Consider the following 21,565-nt stretch of genomic DNA (forward strand, 5'->3'; position numbering starts at 1 on the left):
ATTTTATTCGATGAAGAAAACGTTGTTAGTAATACTCGGACCGACAGGAGTAGGAAAGACCGATTTGAGTATAGAGCTGGCAACTTATTTTGAAACAGCTATAATTTCGTGTGATTCACGACAATTATTTAAGGAGATGCATATTGGAACTGCCGTGCCCGAACGAGAGCAACTGACGGCAGTTCCTCATTTTTTTGTGCAATCTGTTTCTGTAAAAGATTACTTTAATTGTTGGGAGTTCGAACAACAGGCCTTATGCCGGATAACGGAGCTTTTCCGGGAGAAAGACGTTGTCGTTATGGCAGGAGGTTCCATGATGTATATCGATGCCGTGTGTCAAGGAATAGACGAGATCCCTGATGTGGACCCGGAGGTTCGGCAATCTGTTATGCAGATGTATCAGGAAAAGGGACTGGAATTTATGCGACTCTTATTGAAAAGATTGGATCCCGTTTTTTACGGTGTAGTCGATCTGAAAAATGCAAAACGGGTAATGCATGCCGTTGAGATCTGTTTGACGACGGGCAAGCCTTATTCTTCGTTACGTACCGGAATTCGGAAAGAACGAGATTTCTCCATTATAAAGATAGGACTAAATAGGGATAAGGATGAATTATATGCCCGCATTAATGCCCGGGTCGACGAAATGTTTAGACAGGGCTTGGAAGAGGAGGCTCGTTCTTTGTATCCTTTGAGGCACTTAAATGCATTGAATACGGTAGGATACAAAGAGTTATTTGATTTCTTTGATGGAAAAACCGATCGGGAAGAAGCCGTTCGTCTGATCAAACGGAATACTCGTCATTATGCCAAAAAACAGTTGTCTTGGTTTCGCCGAGATTCAACTATTACTTGGTTTCATCCCTCCCAAAAACAGGAGATACTCGAATTTCTAAGGCGTTCTTTTGACCTTTAATCTACAATTTTTTAATTTGTCATATATTGCTTTTGATCCCGTTTGGGGGGCATGATTAGGATTAAAAATGATCCGAAAATAATGACCCCGGCTAAAATAAAATCCTTTGTGTTTAAATCCGGACGCATGGCGAAATAATAAGTAGTGGCCCAGATTTCTAAGCCATAAGTGAGCATGGGCTGAAAAGCTCTGAAAGTCATAAACGTTTCGGCTGTTGCGGTTTGTAGGGTTGCATAATATAAATAAGTGGAAAGTGATGTGATAAGAAGGCCGGTGAGACATGCGCTTATAATGCCTGCCGGATTAATAATATCTTTTATTTTGGGTAAATATAGAGTCGATAAGGGGAGGTCCATTAAATCTTTCGCGAAGAAATGTTCGAATAACGCGATTCCGCTTAAGATGCAAATAACCAAAAAGCCACCCCAAAACATCGTATAACCGGATATACCGCACTTTTGACGTGTGGTCGTGTTGGGACTCATGATGGTCGTTTTTTCTACAATTACAGCCCGGATGCAACTGGCAAAAGCTGCTAAAACAACAAGTATTGCTATTTTTCCCCGAATGGCTTCGGGAAGAGACAGGAGAAAAAGAACGATTCCGGTGAGGATAACCAACATGCCGATGATATCGCTGCTACGAGGTTTGCGTTTGAATAAAAGATAGGTCAAAATGGCCGTGATGATTACTTCCAAATTGATCAGTAGACTGGTTTCGGTACTGCTGATATATAGATAAACGGCGGCTAAAAAAAAATTACGAAAAATTTGTAACCAGGTATACAACCATGAATATCTGACACCGGATTTCCAATTCTGTAATGTTACCGGTTCCCGGATGATAAGTAAGGCTACTCCTCCGGAAAATATTTGTAGTGATGTAAATACAAGTATGTTGATATCGTAGTTCAGTAGACAATATCGGGTGATGACACTGTTTACGGACCAGGTAATCACGCTCAGTAAAGCAAACAAAGCTCCTATTTTCATGGATAATTCGTTAGTTTTCAGTTAAGAACAAAAGTCTTGACAAGAAGACTTTCTCTGTTTTTAATTGTAACGATAATGTATAGAAAAAGTTTTTTATCGTAGACGCAAAAAAACGGTATGTTTTATGTAAAAAAGATTTGAAATCATATCTTTGTTAAAAAAGATCCGTATAAATAAAGGACGAAAGCGAACATATGACAGAAAAACGGATTCACATAGGAAAAAATAGGGCGTATTATGCAACCGGTGTAACACGGGATATTGATTTCAGGATAGATACGTTACGACGTTTAAAGGAGGCCGTATTAGAATACGAACAGGAGATAAGCAGGGCGTTATGGAAGGATTTGCATAAATCGGAAGGGGAGAGTTATCTTACGGAAATCGGGGTCGTTTTGGGAGAGATTCGGGATTGCATAAAACATTTGCACCAATGGAGTAAAGACCGAAAGGTAAGTACCCCGTTGTTCTTATTTCCATCACGAAGCAGGATCGTGTACGAGCCTTACGGTATCGTGCTGATAATTGCTCCGTGGAATTATCCGTTTCAGTTGTTATTAATGCCTTTGATCGGGGCTATCGCTGCCGGAAACGGTGCGGTTTTGAAACCTTCGCCTTATGCTCCTGCCGTTTCGGAGGTTATTACTCGAATTGTAGGCCGGGTATTTCGACCGGAATATGTATCTGTTTTCGATGGAGGGGAAGAGGAAGCGGAGGCTTTGTTGAAAGAGCGCTTCGACTATATTTTTTTTACGGGTGGGGCCCGTTTCGGTCAAAAAGTTATGGAATCAGCTGCTAAACAATTGATTCCATTGACATTAGAATTAGGAGGAAAGAGTCCTTGTATTGTAGGAGAATCATGTAATATAAAATTAGCGGCCCGAAGAATTGCCTGGGGAAAATTCTTGAACGCGGGACAGACCTGTGTTGCTCCGGATTATGTATTGATTCCGAATCATTTGAAAGACGAATTTATTGACCGGATGAAATCGGCGATCTTCTCTTTCTGGGGAGAAGAGCCGCAAAATAGCCCGGATTACGGTAGGATCGTACATGAAGCCGGGACGGAACGATTGGTGAGATTAATGTACTCTTCAGGTAAAGTTGTATGCGGAGGAGAATATAATATAGTTGATAGGTATATTGCTCCTACTTTATTGGATGAAGTTAAACCCGACAGCCCGATTATGCAGGAAGAGATATTTGGTCCTTTATTACCGGTTATCGGGTACGAGCAGATAGAAGAAGCTATTGAGTTTGTAAATAATCGTGAAAAACCGTTAGCCCTATATTATTTTGGAGATAAAAAAGGAGAGAAGCAAATACTAAACTCGACCTCTTCCGGGGGAGGGTGTATTAATGATACGATTATCCATCTGGCTAATTCCCGTTTGCCTTTTGGCGGAGTGGGGAGAAGCGGAATGGGAAAATATCATGGGAGAGCCAGTTTTGAATTATTCAGTAATTGCCGGACTATCGTACGTTCTTCTTCCCGGATGGATATTCCTTTGCGATATCCGCCGTATAAAGTGAAATGGATTAAAAAATTTTTAAATTAGCAAACGGATAGTTTTACTATCTATATTAGAAACCTTAATAAAAGAAAAGCGTTATGAAAAAGTACATTTGCACTGTATGCAGTTACATTTACGATCCGGCAGAAGGTGATCCGGATAGTGGTATAGCACCGGGAACAGCATTTGAAGATCTTCCTGATGATTGGGTTTGTCCCTTATGCGGAGTCGGAAAAGAGGATTTTGAACCCGTGGAGGAATAGAAACTTTTTATTTTAAAAATTCCCACTAAATTCAAGAGAGATTTGGTGGGAATTTTCTTTCAAGACAACAATTTCTTCATTGATGTAAGTACCCACTATGCGGATGGAAAAACAGAGTCTTTTTCGAGAAAAGATATAGAGAAGGGATGGATTCCGATGGGTATGTACCAACTTTCGGAAGGGGAGATATATCGTGCTGATGCTGTGAAGTGGGTAAAAGTAGAAGATGAACACAAATAAAGTACAAATACCAAAAGCAATTCTCTCTAAACCGCCTTTGGTATTTGTAGTATTTGATTTGCATTGAAAATCTCTCGATCTAAAATGGCCAATTTACCATTTTCAATGTGACCATTCCGCAAAGAAATCATTTCCTTTGTCATCCACGATAATGAATGCCGGGAAATTTTCTACCCTAATTTTGCGAACGGCTTCCATGCCGAGTTCTTCAAAATCGACGATCTCTACCGATTTGATACTTTCTTTTGCCAAAATGGCAGCAGGGCCACCGATAGAACCAAGGTAGAAGCCTCCGTGTTTCTTACAGGCATCCGTGACGGCTTGTGAGCGGTTTCCTTTGGCAACCATGATCATCGAGGCTCCGTGATCCTGGAATAAATCCACATAGGGGTCCATGCGGCCTGCCGTGGTAGGTCCGAAGCTACCGGAGGCCATTCCCTTCGGGGTTTTAGCCGGTCCGGCATAATAGATAGGATGTTTTTTAAAGTATTCAGGCATAGGTTTGCCTTCATCTAACATTGCTTTGATACGGGCGTGCGCGATATCACGGGCAACGATCAGAGTTCCGGAGAGATTTAAGCGGGTTTTGATCGGGTATTTACTCAGTTCTTTTAAAATATTTTCCATGGGTTGATCCAGATCGATGTTTACCGCCGGGGCCAAATGGGGGGCTTCAGCCGGTAAAAAACGGGCCGGATTTTTTTCCAGTTGCTCCAGGAAAATACCCTCTTCCGTGATCTTTGCTTTGATATTCCGGTCTGCACTACAACTTACTCCTATACCCACGGGGCAAGAGGCTGCATGACGAGGAAGACGGATCACCCGTACATCGTGTACCCAATATTTTCCACCGAATTGTGCACCGATACCCATATCTTGACATATTTTCTGAATTTTGGCTTCCCACTCCAGATCGCGGAAGGCTTGTCCTCCTTCGTTTCCTTGGGTGGGAAGATAGTCGTAGTATCCGGCAGATGCTTTTTTAACCGTGGTAAGGCAGGCTTCGGCAGAGGTCCCTCCGATAACAACAGCCAGGTGGTATGGAGGGCAGGCAGAGGTTCCTAAGTCTTTTACCTTTTCTTTAATGAACTTGGTCAGGGTCTCTTCATTCAGTAAGGCTTTCGTTTGCTGGTACAAGAAGGTCTTGTTAGCGGAGCCTCCTCCCTTGGTTATAAACAGAAATTCGTATTTATTGCCTTGTGTAGCGTAAATATCAATTTGTGCCGGTAAATTTGTACCGGTGTTTTTCTCTTCGGTCATAGTGAAGGGAACTACTTGAGAATAACGTAGGTTTCTGTCCCTGTAAGTTTCAAATACCCCTTTGCTGATAGCTTCGGCATCATTACATCCGGTCCATACGTTTTCTCCTTTTTTACCGATAGCAATAGCTGTTCCTGTATCCTGGCAGGTCGGAAGTTCCCCTTCTGCCGATACGACCTGATTCAATAGCATCGTGTGGGCTACAAATTTATCGTTATCGGTAGCTTCCGGATCTTTTAGAATATCGGCCAATTTTTGTAAGTGAGAAGCACGTAGATAAAAGGATACATCGGCGTAAGCCTCACGGGCCAATAATTCCAATCCCTCTTTTTCAACTTTTAATATTTTCCGTCCTTCTACCTCTATGGTTTTTACATAATCTTTGGTTAACGGACGGTATTCCGTGCAATCTTTTTGTATCGGAAATGGTTCTTGATACTTGAAATCTGCCATGATCGTTTATTGTTTAAAGTGTTTTTGTGTTTTAGATTTTTATAACGGAAAAATTTCTTTAATCCGGCAACGAAATTAAAATTAATAAACGAGAAGTCCAACTGCTTCCCGGATAAAATTAGCGAAAACTCTTTTTCGTTCGATGGTTTGAATAAGATCCCGTTAAGAGGGGTAAAACTGAGTTTCCGGATTATAAATCGGGTTATTTTGTATACCTTTGTTTGTCGATTAAAAATAGAGTTATGATGTCTGGTTTGATATTTATAATAATTGTACTGTTTCTTTGTTTTGATTTTGTATGGGAGAGGGGGCTGGAATACCTGAATCTGAAACATATGTCTCCTTGTTTGCCTAAAGCTTTGACCGGAATATACAATGAGACGGAATATCGTTCTTTTCAAGATTATAAACGGCAAAACGGTCGATTGGATTTCTGGAGTTCGATATTTGATTTTGTGTTGATGATCTCTTTTCTTGTTTTGGGCGGTTTTGGGTGGTATAACGATTGGGTGGTATCCCTGACGGGGAGTGTTATTTGGCAGACGGTTATATTCATGTTGGGGTTATCTTTGGTCTCCACGGTTCTGGATATTCCTTTTGATTATTATGCTACCTTTAAAATCGAAGAAAAATATGGCTTTAATACTTCTACAAAGACTCTTTTCTGGACGGATAAATTGAAAGGAATATGTATTTCACTATTATTGGGAGGAATCATATTGGTTTTGATTACCTGGTTTTACACGTGGGCCGGGACCTATTTTTGGTTGTACGCCTGGGGTGTAATAACCCTTTTCTCTTTGTTTATGTCTTTGTTTTATTCTCAGTTAATAGTTCCTCTGTTTAATAAACAAACTCCGTTGGAAGAGGGTAGTTTACGGGATAAGATTCAATTATTTGCGGAAAGAGTGGGTTTTAAATTAGATAATATTTACGTGATAGACGGATCGAAACGCTCCACGAAAGCCAATGCTTATTTTACCGGATTTGGTCCGAAGAAGAGAGTCGTTTTATATGATACGCTGCTCAAAGAATTAACGGAAGACGAGATTGTGGCCGTATTAGCTCATGAGATAGGGCATTATAAAAAGCGACATACCTTGAAAGGTATGTTTGTCGCCATTTTGGAGATGGGAATAATGTTGTGGCTTTTTTCTCTTTTTGTGAATAATGCTTCTTTATCTATGGCTCTTGGAGGAGATCGGGCTTATTTCCAATTGGGATTGGTTGCATTTGCTATTCTCTATTCTCCAATCAGCACGGTTTTGGGTGTTGCCATGAACATCTGGTCGCGTAAGAACGAGTATGAGGCGGATACCTATGCAGCTGTAAATTACAATGGAAATGAGTTAATTTCCGGTTTGAAGAAGATATCGGTGAAGGCATTAAGTAATTTGACCCCTCATCCGTTCTATGAGTTTGTCTATTATTCACATCCCTCGCTTTTAAAAAGGATCGATGCGATTTCAAAAATAAACGATAATGTATAATAAAAACAGAACGGAAGAGATCCGATTTGTTTTCAAATTTCAATCATATGGATGCAATTATTATTACCATCGGGGATGAGATTTTGTTGGGGCAGATTTTAGATACCAATTCGCAATATATCGCGAAACAATTGACCCGTCTTGGGGCGGAAGTCGTGGATGTTTTGTCTGTTCCCGATCAGGGGGATAAGATCAGGGAATGGATCGATTATGCGATGATGCATGCAGAGCTGGTTATTGTGACGGGAGGGTTGGGACCGACGAAAGATGATGTCACTAAAAAGGTATTGGCAGAGTATTTCGATACTCGTTTGGTGTTAAATGAAGAGGTTTACTCTTGGATCGAAAAGTTATTGCGAAACGGAGGGATGAGGATGAATGAAAATAACAAAGGGCAGGCTTTCTTACCCGAAAATTGTAAAATATTGCTTAACCATAAAGGAACAGCTTCCGGAATGTGGTTTGAAAGGGAACGCAAGGTCTTGGTTTCGTTGCCCGGAGTCCCTTTTGAAATGGAAGATTTGATGACCCGTAGTGTTATTCCTGAATTGAGGAAACGGTATCCTCATTTGATGCTGGAATACAGAATGTTGAAGGTATATGATATTCCGGAATCGGAATTAGCGATTCGTTTGGAAAGCTGGGAGGAGAAATTGCCGAAAGGATTGGGATTAGCTTATTTGCCTTCTCCCGGTTTTATTAAGTTACGTTTGACGGCCAAAGGAGAGGGGGTATATAATCTGGATCTGTTTTTTGAGACCTTAAAAGAGGTATTGCAAGGGTTGCGTTTTACGGTCGGAGAAGAGGATTGTATGGAGAGAGAGTTGGGTGAATTGCTATTGATCAAAGGAAAGACTATTGCGACGGCTGAAAGTTGTACGGGAGGGAATGTGGCCCAGCAGGTTACATCGATCGCCGGGGCGTCGGCTTATTTTAAAGGGAGTGTCGTGGCTTATGCCAACGAGATAAAGGAGCGGGTGTTGGGGGTCGATCCTCGTGCTATTGAGACTTACGGAGCCGTCAGCGAACAAGTTGTGGTGCAGATGGCCGAAGGGGTACGCCGTCTTATGGGAACGGATTATGCAGTTTCCACCTCGGGGGTAGCCGGTCCGACCGGGGGAACTCCGGAAAAACCGGTAGGTACCGTCTGGATCGGATTGGCAACTCCGGAAAAAACGATTGCACGTAAGTATGCCTTTTCTTTTACCCGTGAACGGAATATCGGAAAAGCGACGATGAAGGCAATAGAATTGGTTATTGAAGAGTTAAGAAACAGATAAACGAAGGCGATGATGATAAATCATCGCTTTTTTTAAGAATTGTTAAATCAGAATCTTTTTGCACGTATTCGGCTTAAATGTTCAGATGTTATTCCTAAATAAGAGGCAATGTGTCGTAATTGTACTCGTTGTAAGATTTCGGGTTTTTCATGCAAAAGTTGGGTGTAGCGCTCTGCGGCGGATTGAGATAAAATAGAAATGAGATGGTGTTCCGTACGGACAAACTCCTTTTCAATCAATTGGCGTGCCCAGTTACAAATTTCAATGTCTGATCGATACAGTTCAGTTAATGGGGTGAGGTTTATTTTGCATAGAACGGAATCTTCTAAAAGTTCCATCGTCTCGTATCCGCTTTTCCCGTTTACATACCCGTTGGCAGATAGGATAATATCATGCTCCTGTCCGAACCAAATTGTAATATCTTTTCCGTCGGTTTCAATAAAAGCTCTTGCCATACCTTGTTGTATGATATAGATATTACGTTCCGCCCTATTGCTATTGAATAGGATATATCCCTTGGGATAAGAAATTTCTTCTCCTATAAGTTTGAGCTTGTCTTCTATCGTGTTGGAAAATGATGTCGTGTTCATGTACAAGTGATTTGTATTGCAAATATAGTTATATAATATATACTTAATTGATATTTATCAATTCATATCATCTGTCAGCTCTATAACTTTGCTGAAAATTAATTAGTTGAATATGGCATGGATGTTATTGGTATTAGCCGGAATATTGGAAATAGGATGGCCTTTAGGATTTAAATTAGCAAGTACATATGAAAAATATTTCTGTTTTTTCATTGTTTTCTCTGTTATTTCGATGGGAGCGAGCGGATTCTTTCTTTATTTGGCACAAAAGACAATCCCTATAGGTACGGCCTATGTTATCTGGACGGGTATCGGTGCTGTGGGAACCATTCTTATCGGTATTTTCTTTTTTCAGGATTCCGTAAGTATATTCAGACTTCTATTCGTGTCGTTGATATTGATAGGGGTTGTTGGATTAAAATTAGTACACTGATTGTTTATATACTTTCGTTTGTTTGGGGCTTTTTGTACTCCTGTATACTGAAAATAGACACGGGACGTAACGAATTATTCGTACGTCCCGTGTTTTATTATTCGTTCGGAAGTTTATTTTAAACTTGCCAATGCCTTATCGTAATTGGGTTCCTGTGCAATTTCGGGTACTAATTCTTCGTATATGATTTTTCCGTTTTCATCAATAATTACTACCGCACGGGCTAAAAGACCGGCTAATGGACCGTCGGTCATTTCAACGCCATATTTATCACCGAAGCAACAACTTCTGAATGCAGAGAGTGGAATAACTTTATCGATGCCTTCTGTCGTACAAAAACGTGCGTGTGCGAACGGAAGATCTTTGGAGATCGCCAATACTACGGTATTATTCATTTCGGCGGCCAATTTGTTAAAGGTGCGAACGGAGGTAGCGCATACGCTTGTATCCAGGCTGGGGAATATATTTAATACGATTCGTTTGCCTTTTAAACTACCTAAAGAAAGTTCTGACAGATCTGTTTTAACCAGAGAAAATTCAGGAGCAACCGTACCTACTGCCGGTAGGTTTCCTTTCGTGTTAATACTGTGTCCTTGTAATGTTATTTTTGCCATTGTTTTTAATTTTAATGTGTCAATTAATACCTATTCAAAGGTACTGCTTTTATTTCTTTTTGCAAAATCATAATTATTTCTAATAGTACGTTTCGAACCATAAATAGGTTAGTAAATAGAGTGTTATTTTACATCTATTCTTTTTTGAGAAAAAGCATTCGGCAAAATTTGTATTTATCTTGAAAACCCCTATATTTGCACCGTCAAAATAGAAACGACAACGGTTCGGTAGCTCAGCTGGATAGAGCAACGGCCTTCTAAGCCGTAGGTCTTGGGTTCGAATCCCAACCGGATCACAAAATTCTATGCAATTATGAAACAGAATCCTGAAAATCAACACTTTCAGGATTTTTTTATTTCTTACAAGGAAGCCCAAAAAGATATAAAGAAGCAAGGTTTTCGTATGAAATCCGGTGATAAAACGACCTTATGCTATTGGGCGGTACAGGCGGAATTCCTTACATCGGTAATGTCATTCGGTAGAATATTTGCCAAGTAAGTCTTTGGGGGAAGTGTTCTTTTTCATCCTGTTTGTTTCTTGGTAAACTTTGTATGTTTATAAAAATATGATTCTCTCCTGTAAAATACGGGTCAATTGTGATTTGAGTTGTTTGGCATTGATCGGTTTTGCCATATAACCGTCGAAACCGTTCGACATAATCTTTTGTTCGTCGGAAGCGTAGGCAAAAGCGGTAACCGCTATGATCGGTACTTGTGTGGATAGTTTACGGATTTCGCAGGTCGCATCATAGCCATTCATTTCAGGCATATTAATGTCCATGAGGATGATGTTGGGGTGGTATTTTTTGAATAGTTCAACGGCTTCCTTGCCGTTCCATGCATGGATGATGTGGTATTCATGCCGGAGAATCGATTCATAAAGTTTATAATTACTCGGATCATCTTCTGCAACCATGATGATTAACTTGTTCTTTTCTATTTTTACAGGTTCTACTATTTGTTCCTGTTTTTTATTGATTGTCACCGGATGGTAAGGAATGGTAAACCAAAACTTGGAGCCTTTTCCCTCTTCCGATTCAACGCCGATACAACCTCCCATGTGTTGAACAATAATCTGGCAAATGGAAAGACCGAGTCCTGTTCCTTGGGCAAAAGTATTGAGTTTAACAAATCGATCGAATATTTTTTCTTTTTGGTCGTTGGCTATTCCACAGCCTGTGTCCGATACATAAAAATAGAGGAATTTACCTTGGATTTCGTAACCGAAACGAATGCTTCCTGCTATGGTAAACTTGATGGCATTCGTGAGTAAATTGGTCAATACCTGGGTGAGCCTGTTCTTGTCTGTATTGATTTCACAAATGGGCAAGGTCGGTTCAAACTGTAGTTTTACGATCTCCGGATTTATTTTGGGAAATAGGGTTTGTTCCAAGGTGTTCATGAGAGCGTTTAACTCGATATCCGAATAGGTAAATTCTAACGTTCCGGCTTCAATTTTAGATAAGTCGAGAATATCGCTGATTAGTTGTAATAATAGTTCGTTATTGTTTTCTATAATATTGACATACTCCTGTTTTTCCTTTTCTTCTTCAAGTGTTGCCAATATACCGGAAAAACCGACGATAGCATTCAGGGGTGTACGAATTTCGTGGCTCATGTTTGCCAGAAAGGCTGATTTCAGACGATTGGACTCTTCGGCCCGATCTTTTGCGGATATTAATTCCTGCTCCATTTTTTTGCGTTCCGTGATCACGAGTGAAGAGCCTACTAACGTCAAAGGGTTTCCTTTTTCGTCTCTGGAATCTACTGTGGCCTGTGCTTCAACCCAGTCTATCCGGTGTCCGTTATGATCGGAAGTTACCACCCGGTACTCTTCTTTGATCTTGGCAATTTTCCCTTCTATCAGATTTTGATAGGCCTTTTTGATTTTTTCCCGATCTTCTTTAATGATTTTGGAAAAATATTGAGAATCCGGTACGGATAAATGATCTTCGTTGATGTCTTGCTCTATATTACTCAACTCTATGGGACGATTCACGTCACAAAGTATGGTCTTTTTGCGTAGATCCCATCTCCACGGAACGATGTTGGCCACTTCCAGGGCCATTGCCAGTTTGTGATTCGTAGATCGAAGTTTTTCTTGAGCTTGATGTAGCTCCGTGCTATCCAAGCAAAAAATATCCATCGTATTCGGTTTGTTGGAGTAGTTTATTACCACGTCATAGAACGTGTTGATACTTTCGAAATAGTAGGGAAAAGTGATGGTTCTCTTTTCTGTCATCGCTATTTTAAAGACCGGCATAAAGGTGGTAAGGGATTCCGGGAATAATTCGCTGGCTTTTTTGCCGATGATATTCTTTTTATCTCCAAAGTTTTTTTCGAAGAATTTATTTACCTCATCAAATATAGAGTCAACCGGATTACCTTCTTCGTCTAAAATTATCCTTTCTTTCATATAAAGGATAGGCATGTTATTGAATAGATGCAAGTAATCGGATGCATATTCAATCTCTTTTCGCTGCATCTCTTTTAATCTATTCAGTACGATGATACGGCCTTGCTGGATTAAAAATAATAAAGCAATAACAAGGAATGCAATTATTCCGATCAGAAGGTATTTGTTTTGTTCCCAGAAAGTTACCGGTTTGTTGTAAAACATACTATCGGGGGGACAACTCTTGGGAGATACGCCTTTTAGAAGTAACGTGTTGTAATTAAAGGTAGGGGCAGCTTTTACCGGGTAATAAAATGGAATATTTCTCGGTTGTTTTCCTGTTAGGACTTCAGATATCGTTTTTATCAATTTGTTTTCAAAATCAGTGTCGTCATACATATACCCTCCGATCATTCCCCCGTGTTTCATAAAGGCGTTTCTCAAAGTAAAAATGGGAACGGAGGAATTGGATATGATTTGGAAGGAGTTAATCATTAAGAGAGTTCTTCTGTTAAATTGCTGAGCATGGAACCAGGAAGAAAATAAGACTCCCGTGGTTGCTTTATTTACCAGTTTTAGGGTGTCGAGAAGTTGATTTATGCTTGTTTCTTCGGCATATATAGTTTTGTATTCTACGCGGGGATAATGTTTTTTTAATATTTCAGATATTTCCCATTGAATTTGTTGATTGACATACCTTTTGTCCATGAGAATCAATAGCTTCTGCATGTCGGGAAGCATTTCATTCATCAAATCAATATTTTCTTTGGGATATAGTCTTGAATAGAGTAACGTGAGGTTATACTCGCCGGCTAATGATGCGAGAGAAACCCTGTCTTCGGGTTTAATAATGGTCTTGTTCAAATAATTATCCGGTGTTCCGAGGTAGTCCTGTTCCGCACAAACGATAAGGGGGAGATCTCTCCATCTTTTTCGAATTTCGTCTTTTAGGAGTAAAGCAAAATTCCCTACCACGACTAAAAGTTTGGGACGTTTTTCCGAATATTCGGAAAAAAGAAGTTTTGTAAATTCGTTTAATTCCTCCTGCTTGTTGACAACAAACATATTCATATGTTCGATGTATATATCCAATTTTTGATTCTTGGAAGCCATTTGTATGATGGGATCAATGATAGAGGAACTCCACGGGGTCGTTTCCGTGTAACTGTTAATAATCAAAATATAATCGTTTTTGGATGAGGTGTTTTTTTGAGCGAAAGAAGTAGAGATATACATACAAAGTATGAAAATGCAGAAAAACGGTTTATTCATGGATGCGCTCCGAAAAATAGAATTGATTTTAATCATACCACACACAAATAATAAGTATTGATTTTATAGTTTTATAACACAAAAGTACTAATTTGTATTGAAAAAGAAACTATTTTACTAATTTGTTGTCTATTTTTAAACTCTTTTTTCAGTAGAGGTAAATATAAGATGTAAGTAATTGATTTATATGTATATACATGTTGTTCTTGTATTTTTAGAATAATCTTGATAAATTACCTGCCCCCGTCCTTTTTTTTTATAATTTTGTGGAAAAGAATGTTGAAGATATGAGAATGTAATTAAAGGTTTTTATGGTAAAAGATAAACTTTTTTCGACGGGGTTTTGTTATATTCTTGCAGCTAATTTCTTGTTATTTTTTGCGTTTTACTTGTTGTTACCGGTATTGCCATTCTATTTGCGAGAGGAGTTTATGGCTGGAAAATCCATGATCGGTTTTATTTTATCCTGTTACACGATTGCCTGTTTGTGTATTCGTCCTTTTTCGGGGTATATGTTGGATACGTTTAGTCGTAAGCCTCTGTACCTGTTGTCTTATTGTATTTTTACCGTGATATTCGGGGGATATATGGTGGTAACTGTTTTATTCCTTTTTATCATACTTCGAATTATTCATGGGTTGGCTTTCGGGATGGTTTCGGTGGCCGGTAATACAATCGTCATCGATATTCTTCCTTCTTCCCGGAGGGGGGAAGGGTTAGGCTACTATGGGTTGGCCAATAATATTGCCATGAGTTTCGGGCCGATGGTCGGATTATTTATGCATGGCCATTGCTCTTATGAGATAATTTTCGCTTGTTCCCTAATTTCCGGTGGTTTGGGGTTTGTGATGGCGAGTTTGGTTAAAACCCCGTATAAACAACCGGTGAAGCGAGAGCCGATCTCTTTGGACCGATTCTTTTTGTTAAAAGGATTACCGGCCGGAATATCACTTTTATTACTGTCTATTCCTTATGGGATGACGACCAGTTACGTGGCGATGTATGCCGAAGAGATCGGTATTCAAGGTAGTCCTGGTCTCTATTTTACTTTTATGGCGGTCGGTTTGGCTGTATCTCGAATTTTTTCGGGAAAACAGGTCGATAAAGGTCGGATCACGAAGGTAATCTTATTGGGGATGTATTTGGCCTGCATGAGTCTTTTTGCCTTATCTGCCTGCGAAGAGATGATGAAATGGAGTGTTCGAGTAACTTCTTATCTCTTTTTCATCATTGCTTTTATGCAAGGAGTCTCTTTTGGAACCATGTTTCCGGCGTTTAATACCTTATTTGTCAATTTGGCTCCTAATAATCAAAGGGGTACGGCTACTTCGACTTATTTGACCAGCTGGGACGTGGGTATTGGAGTAGGATTAATGTGTGGCGGTTCTATTGCTCAGGCTTTCAGAGGCTTTAGTCACGCGTATTTTTTCGGTGCTTGTCTGGCTGTCCTTTCCCTCTTCTTTTTTCAATTTAAAGCAGGGCCTCACTTTAATCGGAATAAATTGCGTTGAGTATTGTGGTAAAATATCTTATATTTGTCGGGTAACGTTATTTCGGTATGAAAAATATGTTTTTTATCTTTATAGGAATATTCGTCGGGTTGATGTCTTGCTCTTCCGGAAAACGTCCGGAGTGTGTCAATCCGGTAGGGAAGTTGTGTTTCGATACGGATAAGATAGAGTTGGGGGATATTTATTGGAATAAGGAGTATCGGGATACGATTATTGTTCGTAATCCCACGGAAAAAGCTATTCGCTTGGGAGGATGGGGATATACGACGGGAGTTGAATGTCGGATGTTGGGAGGAACTTTACAGGAATGGCAATCGGGAAATGTTGAAATTGCGGCTCAAAGTCAGGATTCTCTACTTGTTGTCGTAAAGATGGTCAAAGATAGTCAGTTGGGTTATTTTTTTACTTTTTTGCGCTTTTCGACTAATGGAGAATTGGTGGATCCGAATCAGGGAATCTCTCTTGAGGCAAATGTCGTTGAACGTTTTGATACGACGCAAGCGGGAAAATTGTCGGTACCTAAAATCGTGGCAGATAAAGAGGAGATTGATTTTGATACCATCGTTAGAGGTGAGAAAGTTGAGGTGGCCTTTGTGTTGAAAAATGAAGGATCTAAGAATTTGATTATCCGTAAGATAGAGACGACTTGCGGGTGTACTGCCGCCATTCCTGAAAAAAAGATAATTTCCCCGGGTGAAAGTGTAAAGATGAATGTTGTTTTTGATTCTGAGGGCAGACGTGGAATACAACATAAAACCATTACCGTGATTTGTAATGATCCTCGGCATGCTTCATTTAAACTGGTTTTAAAAGGGTATGTAAAATAATCTTTTTCATGGAATCATTCTAATATTTTACTCATTTGGTACTTTATTTGTCTATTTTATAAATGATATTCGGATTTTTTTTATTTTTGCTTTGCAAGTAATAAAATAATGATCGATAATCTTCAATTTTTGCATGGGATAAATCGCAAGGAGAATGCGGCTTGGGAAGAGTTGTACCGTTATTATTATGCCCCTTTATGTAATTATGCTGCTAAACTTACCGGGGATTCGGTTGCTGCTGAGGATATAGTTCAAAACGGTTTTATCAAATTATGGAATTTCTCTTTTTGTTTTTCGGATATCAAAGCTATTACTACTTATATGTACCGTTTCACTTATAACGGAGCATTAAATTATATCCGGGATAAGAAGTCGTCAGAGGCGATTCATAAAGTATGGATAGCACTTAGGGACGGGGTTAAAGTGCTATTAATCGACAATTGTATAGGTTGATGTTTCGTGATTTACAGATTCAGGTTTACGATTGAATGAAAATAATTATAAGTCGTAAATTATAAATTGTATGATGAAATAACCTCGAGCGGGTAAGATTCGTAAAAATAGAATATCTTTGTTTGAAGATTAGTTTGAATAAAGATGAAATCAATTATAGTGTTGTCCATTATGTTTATTTTATTAACTCCTGTAGTTTCCTGTTCTTCTTCATCGACGGTACGGTTCACTCCTTTAACCGATGAGCAGAAGGAGGTATTGGCTTATTTACTGCGTAATATTGTTATTTCACACCGGGGTACGACGTATTGGGCCCCGGAGGAGACGGAGGCTGCCATGCGCTGGGCCCGAAATATGGGAGGTGATTACTTGGAATGTGATATACAACGGACAAAAGACGGGTATCTATTGGCTTTGCATGATGAAAATTTGCAGCGAACCACGGATGTGGCGGAGAAGTTTCCGGAACGGAAAAACGCTCCGGTATCCGAATTCACGTTAGAAGAGTTATTGACGTTGGACGCCGGAAGCTGGTTTAATAAAGCTTATCCGGAGCGGGCGAGAAAGGCTTTTGCCGGATTGGATATCTTAACGTTGGAAGACGTGATACAAATTGCGGAAGGAAACAGGATATTACGGGATTCGACCGGAAAACGAATCTACCGGAAAGAGAACGGAAAGTTGGTCATGCAATACGAGAAAGATCCGGCAGATAACGGAAATCGTCCCGGTATATATCCGGAGACCAAGGAGCCCCGTTTGTTTCCCGGAATAGAACAGGATTTGCGAAACGAATTGGAGCGGTTAGGATGGTATACCGTCAATATGGATTCTCTGAAATCGATTGAAACCGTAGAGGGGAAAGTAGGGGTAGCTAATACTCCGGCCCGGGTGATTTTGCAGACTTTTTCTCAGGAATCGTTGCGGAAACTGCGAAAAGCCTTTCCCCGTCTGATTCCTACCTGTCAACTCCTATGGTTAGGTGAGAATGATATGAAAAATAATGATCCCGAAACTTACGCGAAATGGATTGATTATGCTATAAAACAAGGTGCCGTGATCATGGGGCCCAGTATCGGGGGCGAACCGAATAAGTACGATGATTTGTTGAAACCGTGGATGGCCGCTCTTATTTTTAGTTCGGGAATGCAAATACATGCTTACTCTTTCGATACGGAAGAGCAGATGAAAAAATACCTGGAAAATAATTATGTTTTAGAAGGAGTCGGTGAGCGAAATTTAGTGGATGGTCTTTTCACCAATTTGACAGATGAAACGATTCGTTTTTATAAAGAACATATGGATTTTGATAACCACCAGAAAAGTAAGCCGTTGGAGTCTTCCGAAAAAGTTCTTGAAAATTTAGGATATTAACTTTACTTTATAGCACACGGGGACGGGTACAGTTGGTTGTTCATTTACGATTGTGTAAAAAGATTTTTGTAATTGGGAGATTCTATGATTAGTTGGTAAGGCTTAAAAGAGATTAAAAATAGCTTAATAATATTTATGTGAATCATATATAATTAACAATGTTAGCTTTATTTTATTGTGATATTTGTGATTTAAACGTTATTTTTGACAAATTCATAAATAGAATATACGAATATGAACTTTTCTAACATCAATACTATTGCTCGTTACGAGGCGAAAATTTTAAGGCGTACTTGGTCATTTCTATTACTTGCTTTAGTCTCTTTAGTGGGTGTTTCAATTTTTCAGGTATTGGTGCAAGGTAATATGGTGCGTTGGTTTTCATGGAACGTGATAGCCCTGTCTTCTTATGTTCCTTATTTGAATGTTTACTTATACAGCATTATTCAAGTATTACCTGTTGTATTTTTAGCCTGTGATATGTTGGATCGCGATCGAAAAATAGATATGGCAGAGACGATATATACCCGTTCCTTGAGTAATACGGATTACGTGATCGGTAAAGCTCTTGGTGCAATTCAGGTTTTTATGGGTTTGTCTTTGTTGTCACTTTTATCGGGTGTGATTATTAATATTTTTTTTACGGATGCTTCATTAAATATAGGAATATATTTTTTTTATTGGATAGTGTTCTTGTTCCCTTCTCTGGTATTTCTACTCGGGCTTACTTTTTTAAGTATAAGCCTTGTTCGTAATAAACCATTGACTATATTGCTGGTGTTTGGGTATGTTTTTCTGACTCTTTTTTGCTTAAATAAACATCGCTTAGGTCTTTTCGATTTTTTAGGTTTTGTAATTCCTAACACGCTATCGGATATCACGGGTTTTCCGGATCTATGTAGTGTTTTGTTGCAGCGTTTAAGCTGGTTGTTTTTGGGTGTTAGTTTTATAGGCTATTCGATCTCTTTATTGAAACGTATACCTAATCGACCGGGATGTGCTGTTGTTCAAACGGGAGTCTCGACTCTTGTCGTGTTGATAGGTTTTGTTTGTGGTTTATCATTATTTCTAAAGCAACAGGAAAATATTTCTTGTCGGGAGCGCTACAGGGCAACGTATGAAAAATATCGTTCGATTCCAAAATTAACCCTGAAAGCTCAAAATATTACCTATTGTCAGGTAGGGGATAGGTTAAAGGTAAATACACGACTTTCTCTAAAGAACAAGCATGCAAAAGAGGTAACTCCTGTTATCCTCTATTTAAACCCGGGCTTGAAGGTCGACAGGATAATAATAAATAATAATGATACTGATTTTTATCGTGAAAATCAGGTGATTGTGGTTGATGAAGCTGTGAAGGAAAACGACATGTTGGATTTGGAAGTGGAGTATTCCGGAAAAATAGATGAGTCTATTTGTTATTTGGAATTGCCGGATGAGGATGTGGCAGGGACTTGGAATATTGGGTCCGAACTTTTTCGTTCCGGTAAGCGATACGCTTTTTTGGAGAAAGATTACACGTTGTTGACTCCGGAATGTATCTGGTATCCGGTATCAGTTCCTCCGGTAAACTTGTCTAGTGCTTACGCTATAGAAAAGGATTTCACTATGTATAGTTTGCAGGTGATCGGGGAAAACAGGAGAACTGTTTTATCGCAAGGTGATCGGGTTGAATCAGGAGATACGCTTGCGTTTAAAAATAAGCATAATTTATCGGGAATTTCGTTGTGTATCGGTACATACAAAAGTTACAAGTTGATGGTGGATTCCATTTCAGTGGAACTTTGCTTGGTAGAGGGACACGACGACTTTCTGGAGAATTTGAGACATATAATAGATTCAATGCCTGAGATGATTCGTGAATTTAAATACAAACTCGAAGAGGTACAAAATAGAAAGTACCCTTATGAACGTTTCACGATTGTCGAGGCCCCGATTTCATTTGCAGCTTATTTCCGGAACGAACGGGGAGGGAGTGAAAAAGTACAACCGGAGATCGTTTTTTTACCGGAAAGAGGCGTTGGTTTTTGGAGGATGAACTTGAAGAAAAGTATACGAGATTACAAGCCAGTAATGGCCGCGTTGAATATGGATAATGCTGATGTTGAGCGATTGCTGATGACAGGCTTGTTGGATGATCTGTTTATCTTTGAATATGACGCTCTTCGTGAACCAAATCCGTTAACCGGGCGTTTATTCACGAGAGCCCGTACATTTTCTAATAGTAGACTAAAAGGTAATCCATTTATTCTTACCCCGTTATTTTATGATCACGTGAATTACTTGTATTCCCCGGAATATCCGATCATGAATATGGTGTTGAATAATCTGTTACATGAAAAGAGAGATGGTAAAGAGAACTGGATAAATGATTTCTCGACCCGTAGCGGTTCGTATAAAAAAGCTATGAATTATCTTAAGCATCACAGTTTAAAAGAGGCCTTGGAAGATCCATCGCTGACTTCCGATATTTTATTTCAGCTTATAAAATTAAAGTCTGCAACTTTGAAAGAACAATATTTTAGTTTACTCGTGTCTTCTGCTGATTTTGAGGATTTCATAACTCACTATTGGGAAAAACATAAATTTGAAAAAATAGATTTCTCAGATTTTGACAGGGAATTTGCGAAACGATTCGGAATTAGCTGGTCGAAAGTGTTACCTGAATGGTACTTGGTGAATCGTATACCCTCGTTCGTGATCCGAGATGCTTACGTGAAGGAAATTGAAAGCGGAGAGGAAATTGAAAATTATTATGATAAACGTTACCTTGTTCATGCGAGTGTTTACAATGAAAGTGACGTGGATGGGGTAGTTTCATTAATTTACGCTCAAATACCGAAACCAAGAAGTAATAGTGAATTGACGACAATAAAAGACCTAATGCCTACCTATTCGAGAAATGTTTTGATTGAAGCCAAGAAAGCTAAAAAGATAGTTCTCGTATCGAGTGGTATAGTTTCAAGTGCTTTTTTGAATACGATTATTTCCGAAAACTTACCGACGATTATTCCCGTGTTACAAGTTGATGGGAAAACGCGTGAAACGGATATAGGAGTAAGAGATATCGACGTATCCTATTTTTTTCCGCAAGAAGGAGAATTGATCGTGGATAACGAATCAGATAATTTCAGTATAACACAGATCTCAAACGGAAATTGTGTGCGTCAAGGGCTAAAAACTGATGATTTGACAAATGAATATAATGCCTTTACTGTAGTGAAGGTTCCTGAGAAGTGGACTCTTGTTACACATTATGGTTTTTACGGGGACCGGGTAAGAAGCGGCTGTTTGAAAAAGTCCGGGGATGGGAAATTTAAAGCAGAGTGGTCCGTGAATATAGAAAAAGCCGGATATTATGAACTCTCGGTTTTTATACCTGATGATGTGGATTTGTATCGATTAATAACGAATAGTAAAGGAATGGCTATGAGAAATGTGAATATGATAAAGCAATTCTATACTGTATATCACGATGGGAAAGAAGCGAAAACTACGGTAGAGATTCCTGTCATGGATCGTGGCTGGATCTCCTTGGGACGTTTCTATTTTACGCCGGGAGAGGCTTCTGTCGTTTTGACGGATAAAGGAAATGCGGACGACCAGATTATATATGCCGATGCCGTGAAATGGGTTTTTAAGGGGAAGGATGAGTTGCCGGAAAAGTAGAATATGTTGCCACTCGTGT

General features: G+C 39.4%; 18 protein-coding genes and 1 tRNA gene. 14 read left to right on the forward strand and 5 right to left on the reverse strand.

The window, feature by feature from the left end:
• The first annotated feature begins 10 nt into the window (after positions 1-10).
• Positions 11-916: a tRNA (adenosine(37)-N6)-dimethylallyltransferase MiaA gene (gene miaA, locus QZR76_RS00265; RefSeq protein WP_294139368.1), complete on the forward strand. Its 906-nt coding sequence runs from the start codon at positions 11-13 to the stop codon at positions 914-916.
• A gap of 11 nt (positions 917-927) precedes the next feature.
• Here miaA and QZR76_RS00270 read toward each other — a convergent pair whose 3' ends face one another.
• Complete coding sequence (locus QZR76_RS00270; protein ID WP_294139370.1) at positions 928-1,908, reverse strand: DMT family transporter; 981 nt, start codon at positions 1,906-1,908, stop codon at positions 928-930.
• Positions 1,909-2,102: 194 nt separating this feature from the next.
• On the opposite strand from QZR76_RS00270, the gene QZR76_RS00275 reads away from it, so the two are divergent.
• From QZR76_RS00275 to QZR76_RS00285, 3 genes are read left to right on the forward strand one after another with little or no spacing between them, the layout of a single operon-like run.
• Positions 2,103-3,467, forward strand: a complete 1,365-nt coding sequence (locus QZR76_RS00275) for an aldehyde dehydrogenase (RefSeq protein ID WP_294139372.1) — start codon at positions 2,103-2,105, stop codon at positions 3,465-3,467.
• Positions 3,468-3,520: 53 nt separating this feature from the next.
• Positions 3,521-3,685, forward strand: a complete 165-nt coding sequence (gene rd / locus QZR76_RS00280; RefSeq protein WP_070807446.1) for a rubredoxin — start codon at positions 3,521-3,523, stop codon at positions 3,683-3,685.
• Positions 3,686-3,730: 45 nt separating this feature from the next.
• Positions 3,731-3,925 (forward strand): hypothetical protein, encoded by a 195-nt coding sequence (locus QZR76_RS00285; RefSeq protein ID WP_294139374.1) that lies wholly within the window; start codon positions 3,731-3,733, stop codon positions 3,923-3,925.
• Positions 3,926-4,027: 102 nt separating this feature from the next.
• Here the strand turns inward: QZR76_RS00285 and QZR76_RS00290 are convergent, their stop codons facing one another.
• On the reverse strand, positions 4,028-5,638 hold the full coding sequence (locus tag QZR76_RS00290) for a fumarate hydratase (RefSeq protein ID WP_294139375.1): 1,611 nt from the start codon (positions 5,636-5,638) through the stop codon (positions 4,028-4,030).
• 242 nt (positions 5,639-5,880) lie between these two features.
• Between QZR76_RS00290 and QZR76_RS00295 the strand changes: the two genes are divergently transcribed.
• A complete protein-coding gene (locus tag QZR76_RS00295) occupies positions 5,881-7,128 on the forward strand; it encodes a M48 family metallopeptidase (protein WP_294139378.1) in 1,248 nt (415 codons plus the stop codon).
• A gap of 47 nt (positions 7,129-7,175) precedes the next feature.
• Complete coding sequence (locus tag QZR76_RS00300) at positions 7,176-8,408, forward strand: competence/damage-inducible protein A (protein WP_294139380.1); 1,233 nt, start codon at positions 7,176-7,178, stop codon at positions 8,406-8,408.
• A gap of 47 nt (positions 8,409-8,455) precedes the next feature.
• Here QZR76_RS00300 and QZR76_RS00305 read toward each other — a convergent pair whose 3' ends face one another.
• Positions 8,456-8,998, reverse strand: a complete 543-nt coding sequence (locus QZR76_RS00305) for a Crp/Fnr family transcriptional regulator (protein WP_294139382.1) — start codon at positions 8,996-8,998, stop codon at positions 8,456-8,458.
• A 112-nt stretch (positions 8,999-9,110) separates the two neighbouring features.
• Between QZR76_RS00305 and QZR76_RS00310 the strand changes: the two genes are divergently transcribed.
• A complete protein-coding gene (locus QZR76_RS00310) occupies positions 9,111-9,431 on the forward strand; it encodes a multidrug efflux SMR transporter (protein WP_294139383.1) in 321 nt (106 codons plus the stop codon).
• 113 nt (positions 9,432-9,544) lie between these two features.
• Here the strand turns inward: QZR76_RS00310 and tpx are convergent, their stop codons facing one another.
• Positions 9,545-10,045, reverse strand: coding sequence for a thiol peroxidase (gene tpx, locus QZR76_RS00315; protein ID WP_294139384.1), 501 nt, complete (start codon positions 10,043-10,045; stop codon positions 9,545-9,547).
• Between the two features lie 222 nt (positions 10,046-10,267).
• Here tpx and QZR76_RS00320 point away from each other — a divergent pair.
• Positions 10,268-10,341 (forward strand) — tRNA-Arg (locus tag QZR76_RS00320).
• A gap of 17 nt (positions 10,342-10,358) precedes the next feature.
• Complete coding sequence (locus QZR76_RS00325) at positions 10,359-10,544, forward strand: hypothetical protein (protein WP_294139386.1); 186 nt, start codon at positions 10,359-10,361, stop codon at positions 10,542-10,544.
• Between the two features lie 57 nt (positions 10,545-10,601).
• Here the strand turns inward: QZR76_RS00325 and QZR76_RS00330 are convergent, their stop codons facing one another.
• On the reverse strand, positions 10,602-13,712 hold the full coding sequence (locus QZR76_RS00330) for an ATP-binding protein (RefSeq protein ID WP_294139597.1): 3,111 nt from the start codon (positions 13,710-13,712) through the stop codon (positions 10,602-10,604).
• A gap of 311 nt (positions 13,713-14,023) precedes the next feature.
• On the opposite strand from QZR76_RS00330, the gene QZR76_RS00335 reads away from it, so the two are divergent.
• The 5 genes from QZR76_RS00335 (at position 14,024) to QZR76_RS00355 (ending at position 21,546) form a co-directional block, all read left to right on the forward strand.
• Complete coding sequence (locus tag QZR76_RS00335; RefSeq protein WP_294139387.1) at positions 14,024-15,223, forward strand: MFS transporter; 1,200 nt, start codon at positions 14,024-14,026, stop codon at positions 15,221-15,223.
• 47 nt (positions 15,224-15,270) lie between these two features.
• The gene (locus QZR76_RS00340) at positions 15,271-16,050 is read left to right on the forward strand and encodes a DUF1573 domain-containing protein (protein WP_294139389.1); all 780 of its coding nucleotides are present in this window, start codon (positions 15,271-15,273) and stop codon (positions 16,048-16,050) included.
• 108 nt (positions 16,051-16,158) lie between these two features.
• Positions 16,159-16,503, forward strand: a complete 345-nt coding sequence (locus QZR76_RS00345; protein WP_294139391.1) for a sigma-70 family RNA polymerase sigma factor — start codon at positions 16,159-16,161, stop codon at positions 16,501-16,503.
• A gap of 144 nt (positions 16,504-16,647) precedes the next feature.
• On the forward strand, positions 16,648-17,877 hold the full coding sequence (locus QZR76_RS00350; protein WP_294139393.1) for a glycerophosphodiester phosphodiesterase: 1,230 nt from the start codon (positions 16,648-16,650) through the stop codon (positions 17,875-17,877).
• A 234-nt stretch (positions 17,878-18,111) separates the two neighbouring features.
• Entirely contained in the window at positions 18,112-21,546 is a 3,435-nt protein-coding gene (locus QZR76_RS00355) for a hypothetical protein (RefSeq protein ID WP_294139394.1), read from the forward strand.
• Positions 21,547-21,565: the final 19 nt, after the last annotated feature.

The sequence above is a fragment of the uncultured Sanguibacteroides sp. genome (assembly GCF_900543425.1).
Lineage (GTDB): Bacteria > Bacteroidota > Bacteroidia > Bacteroidales > Marinifilaceae > Gabonibacter.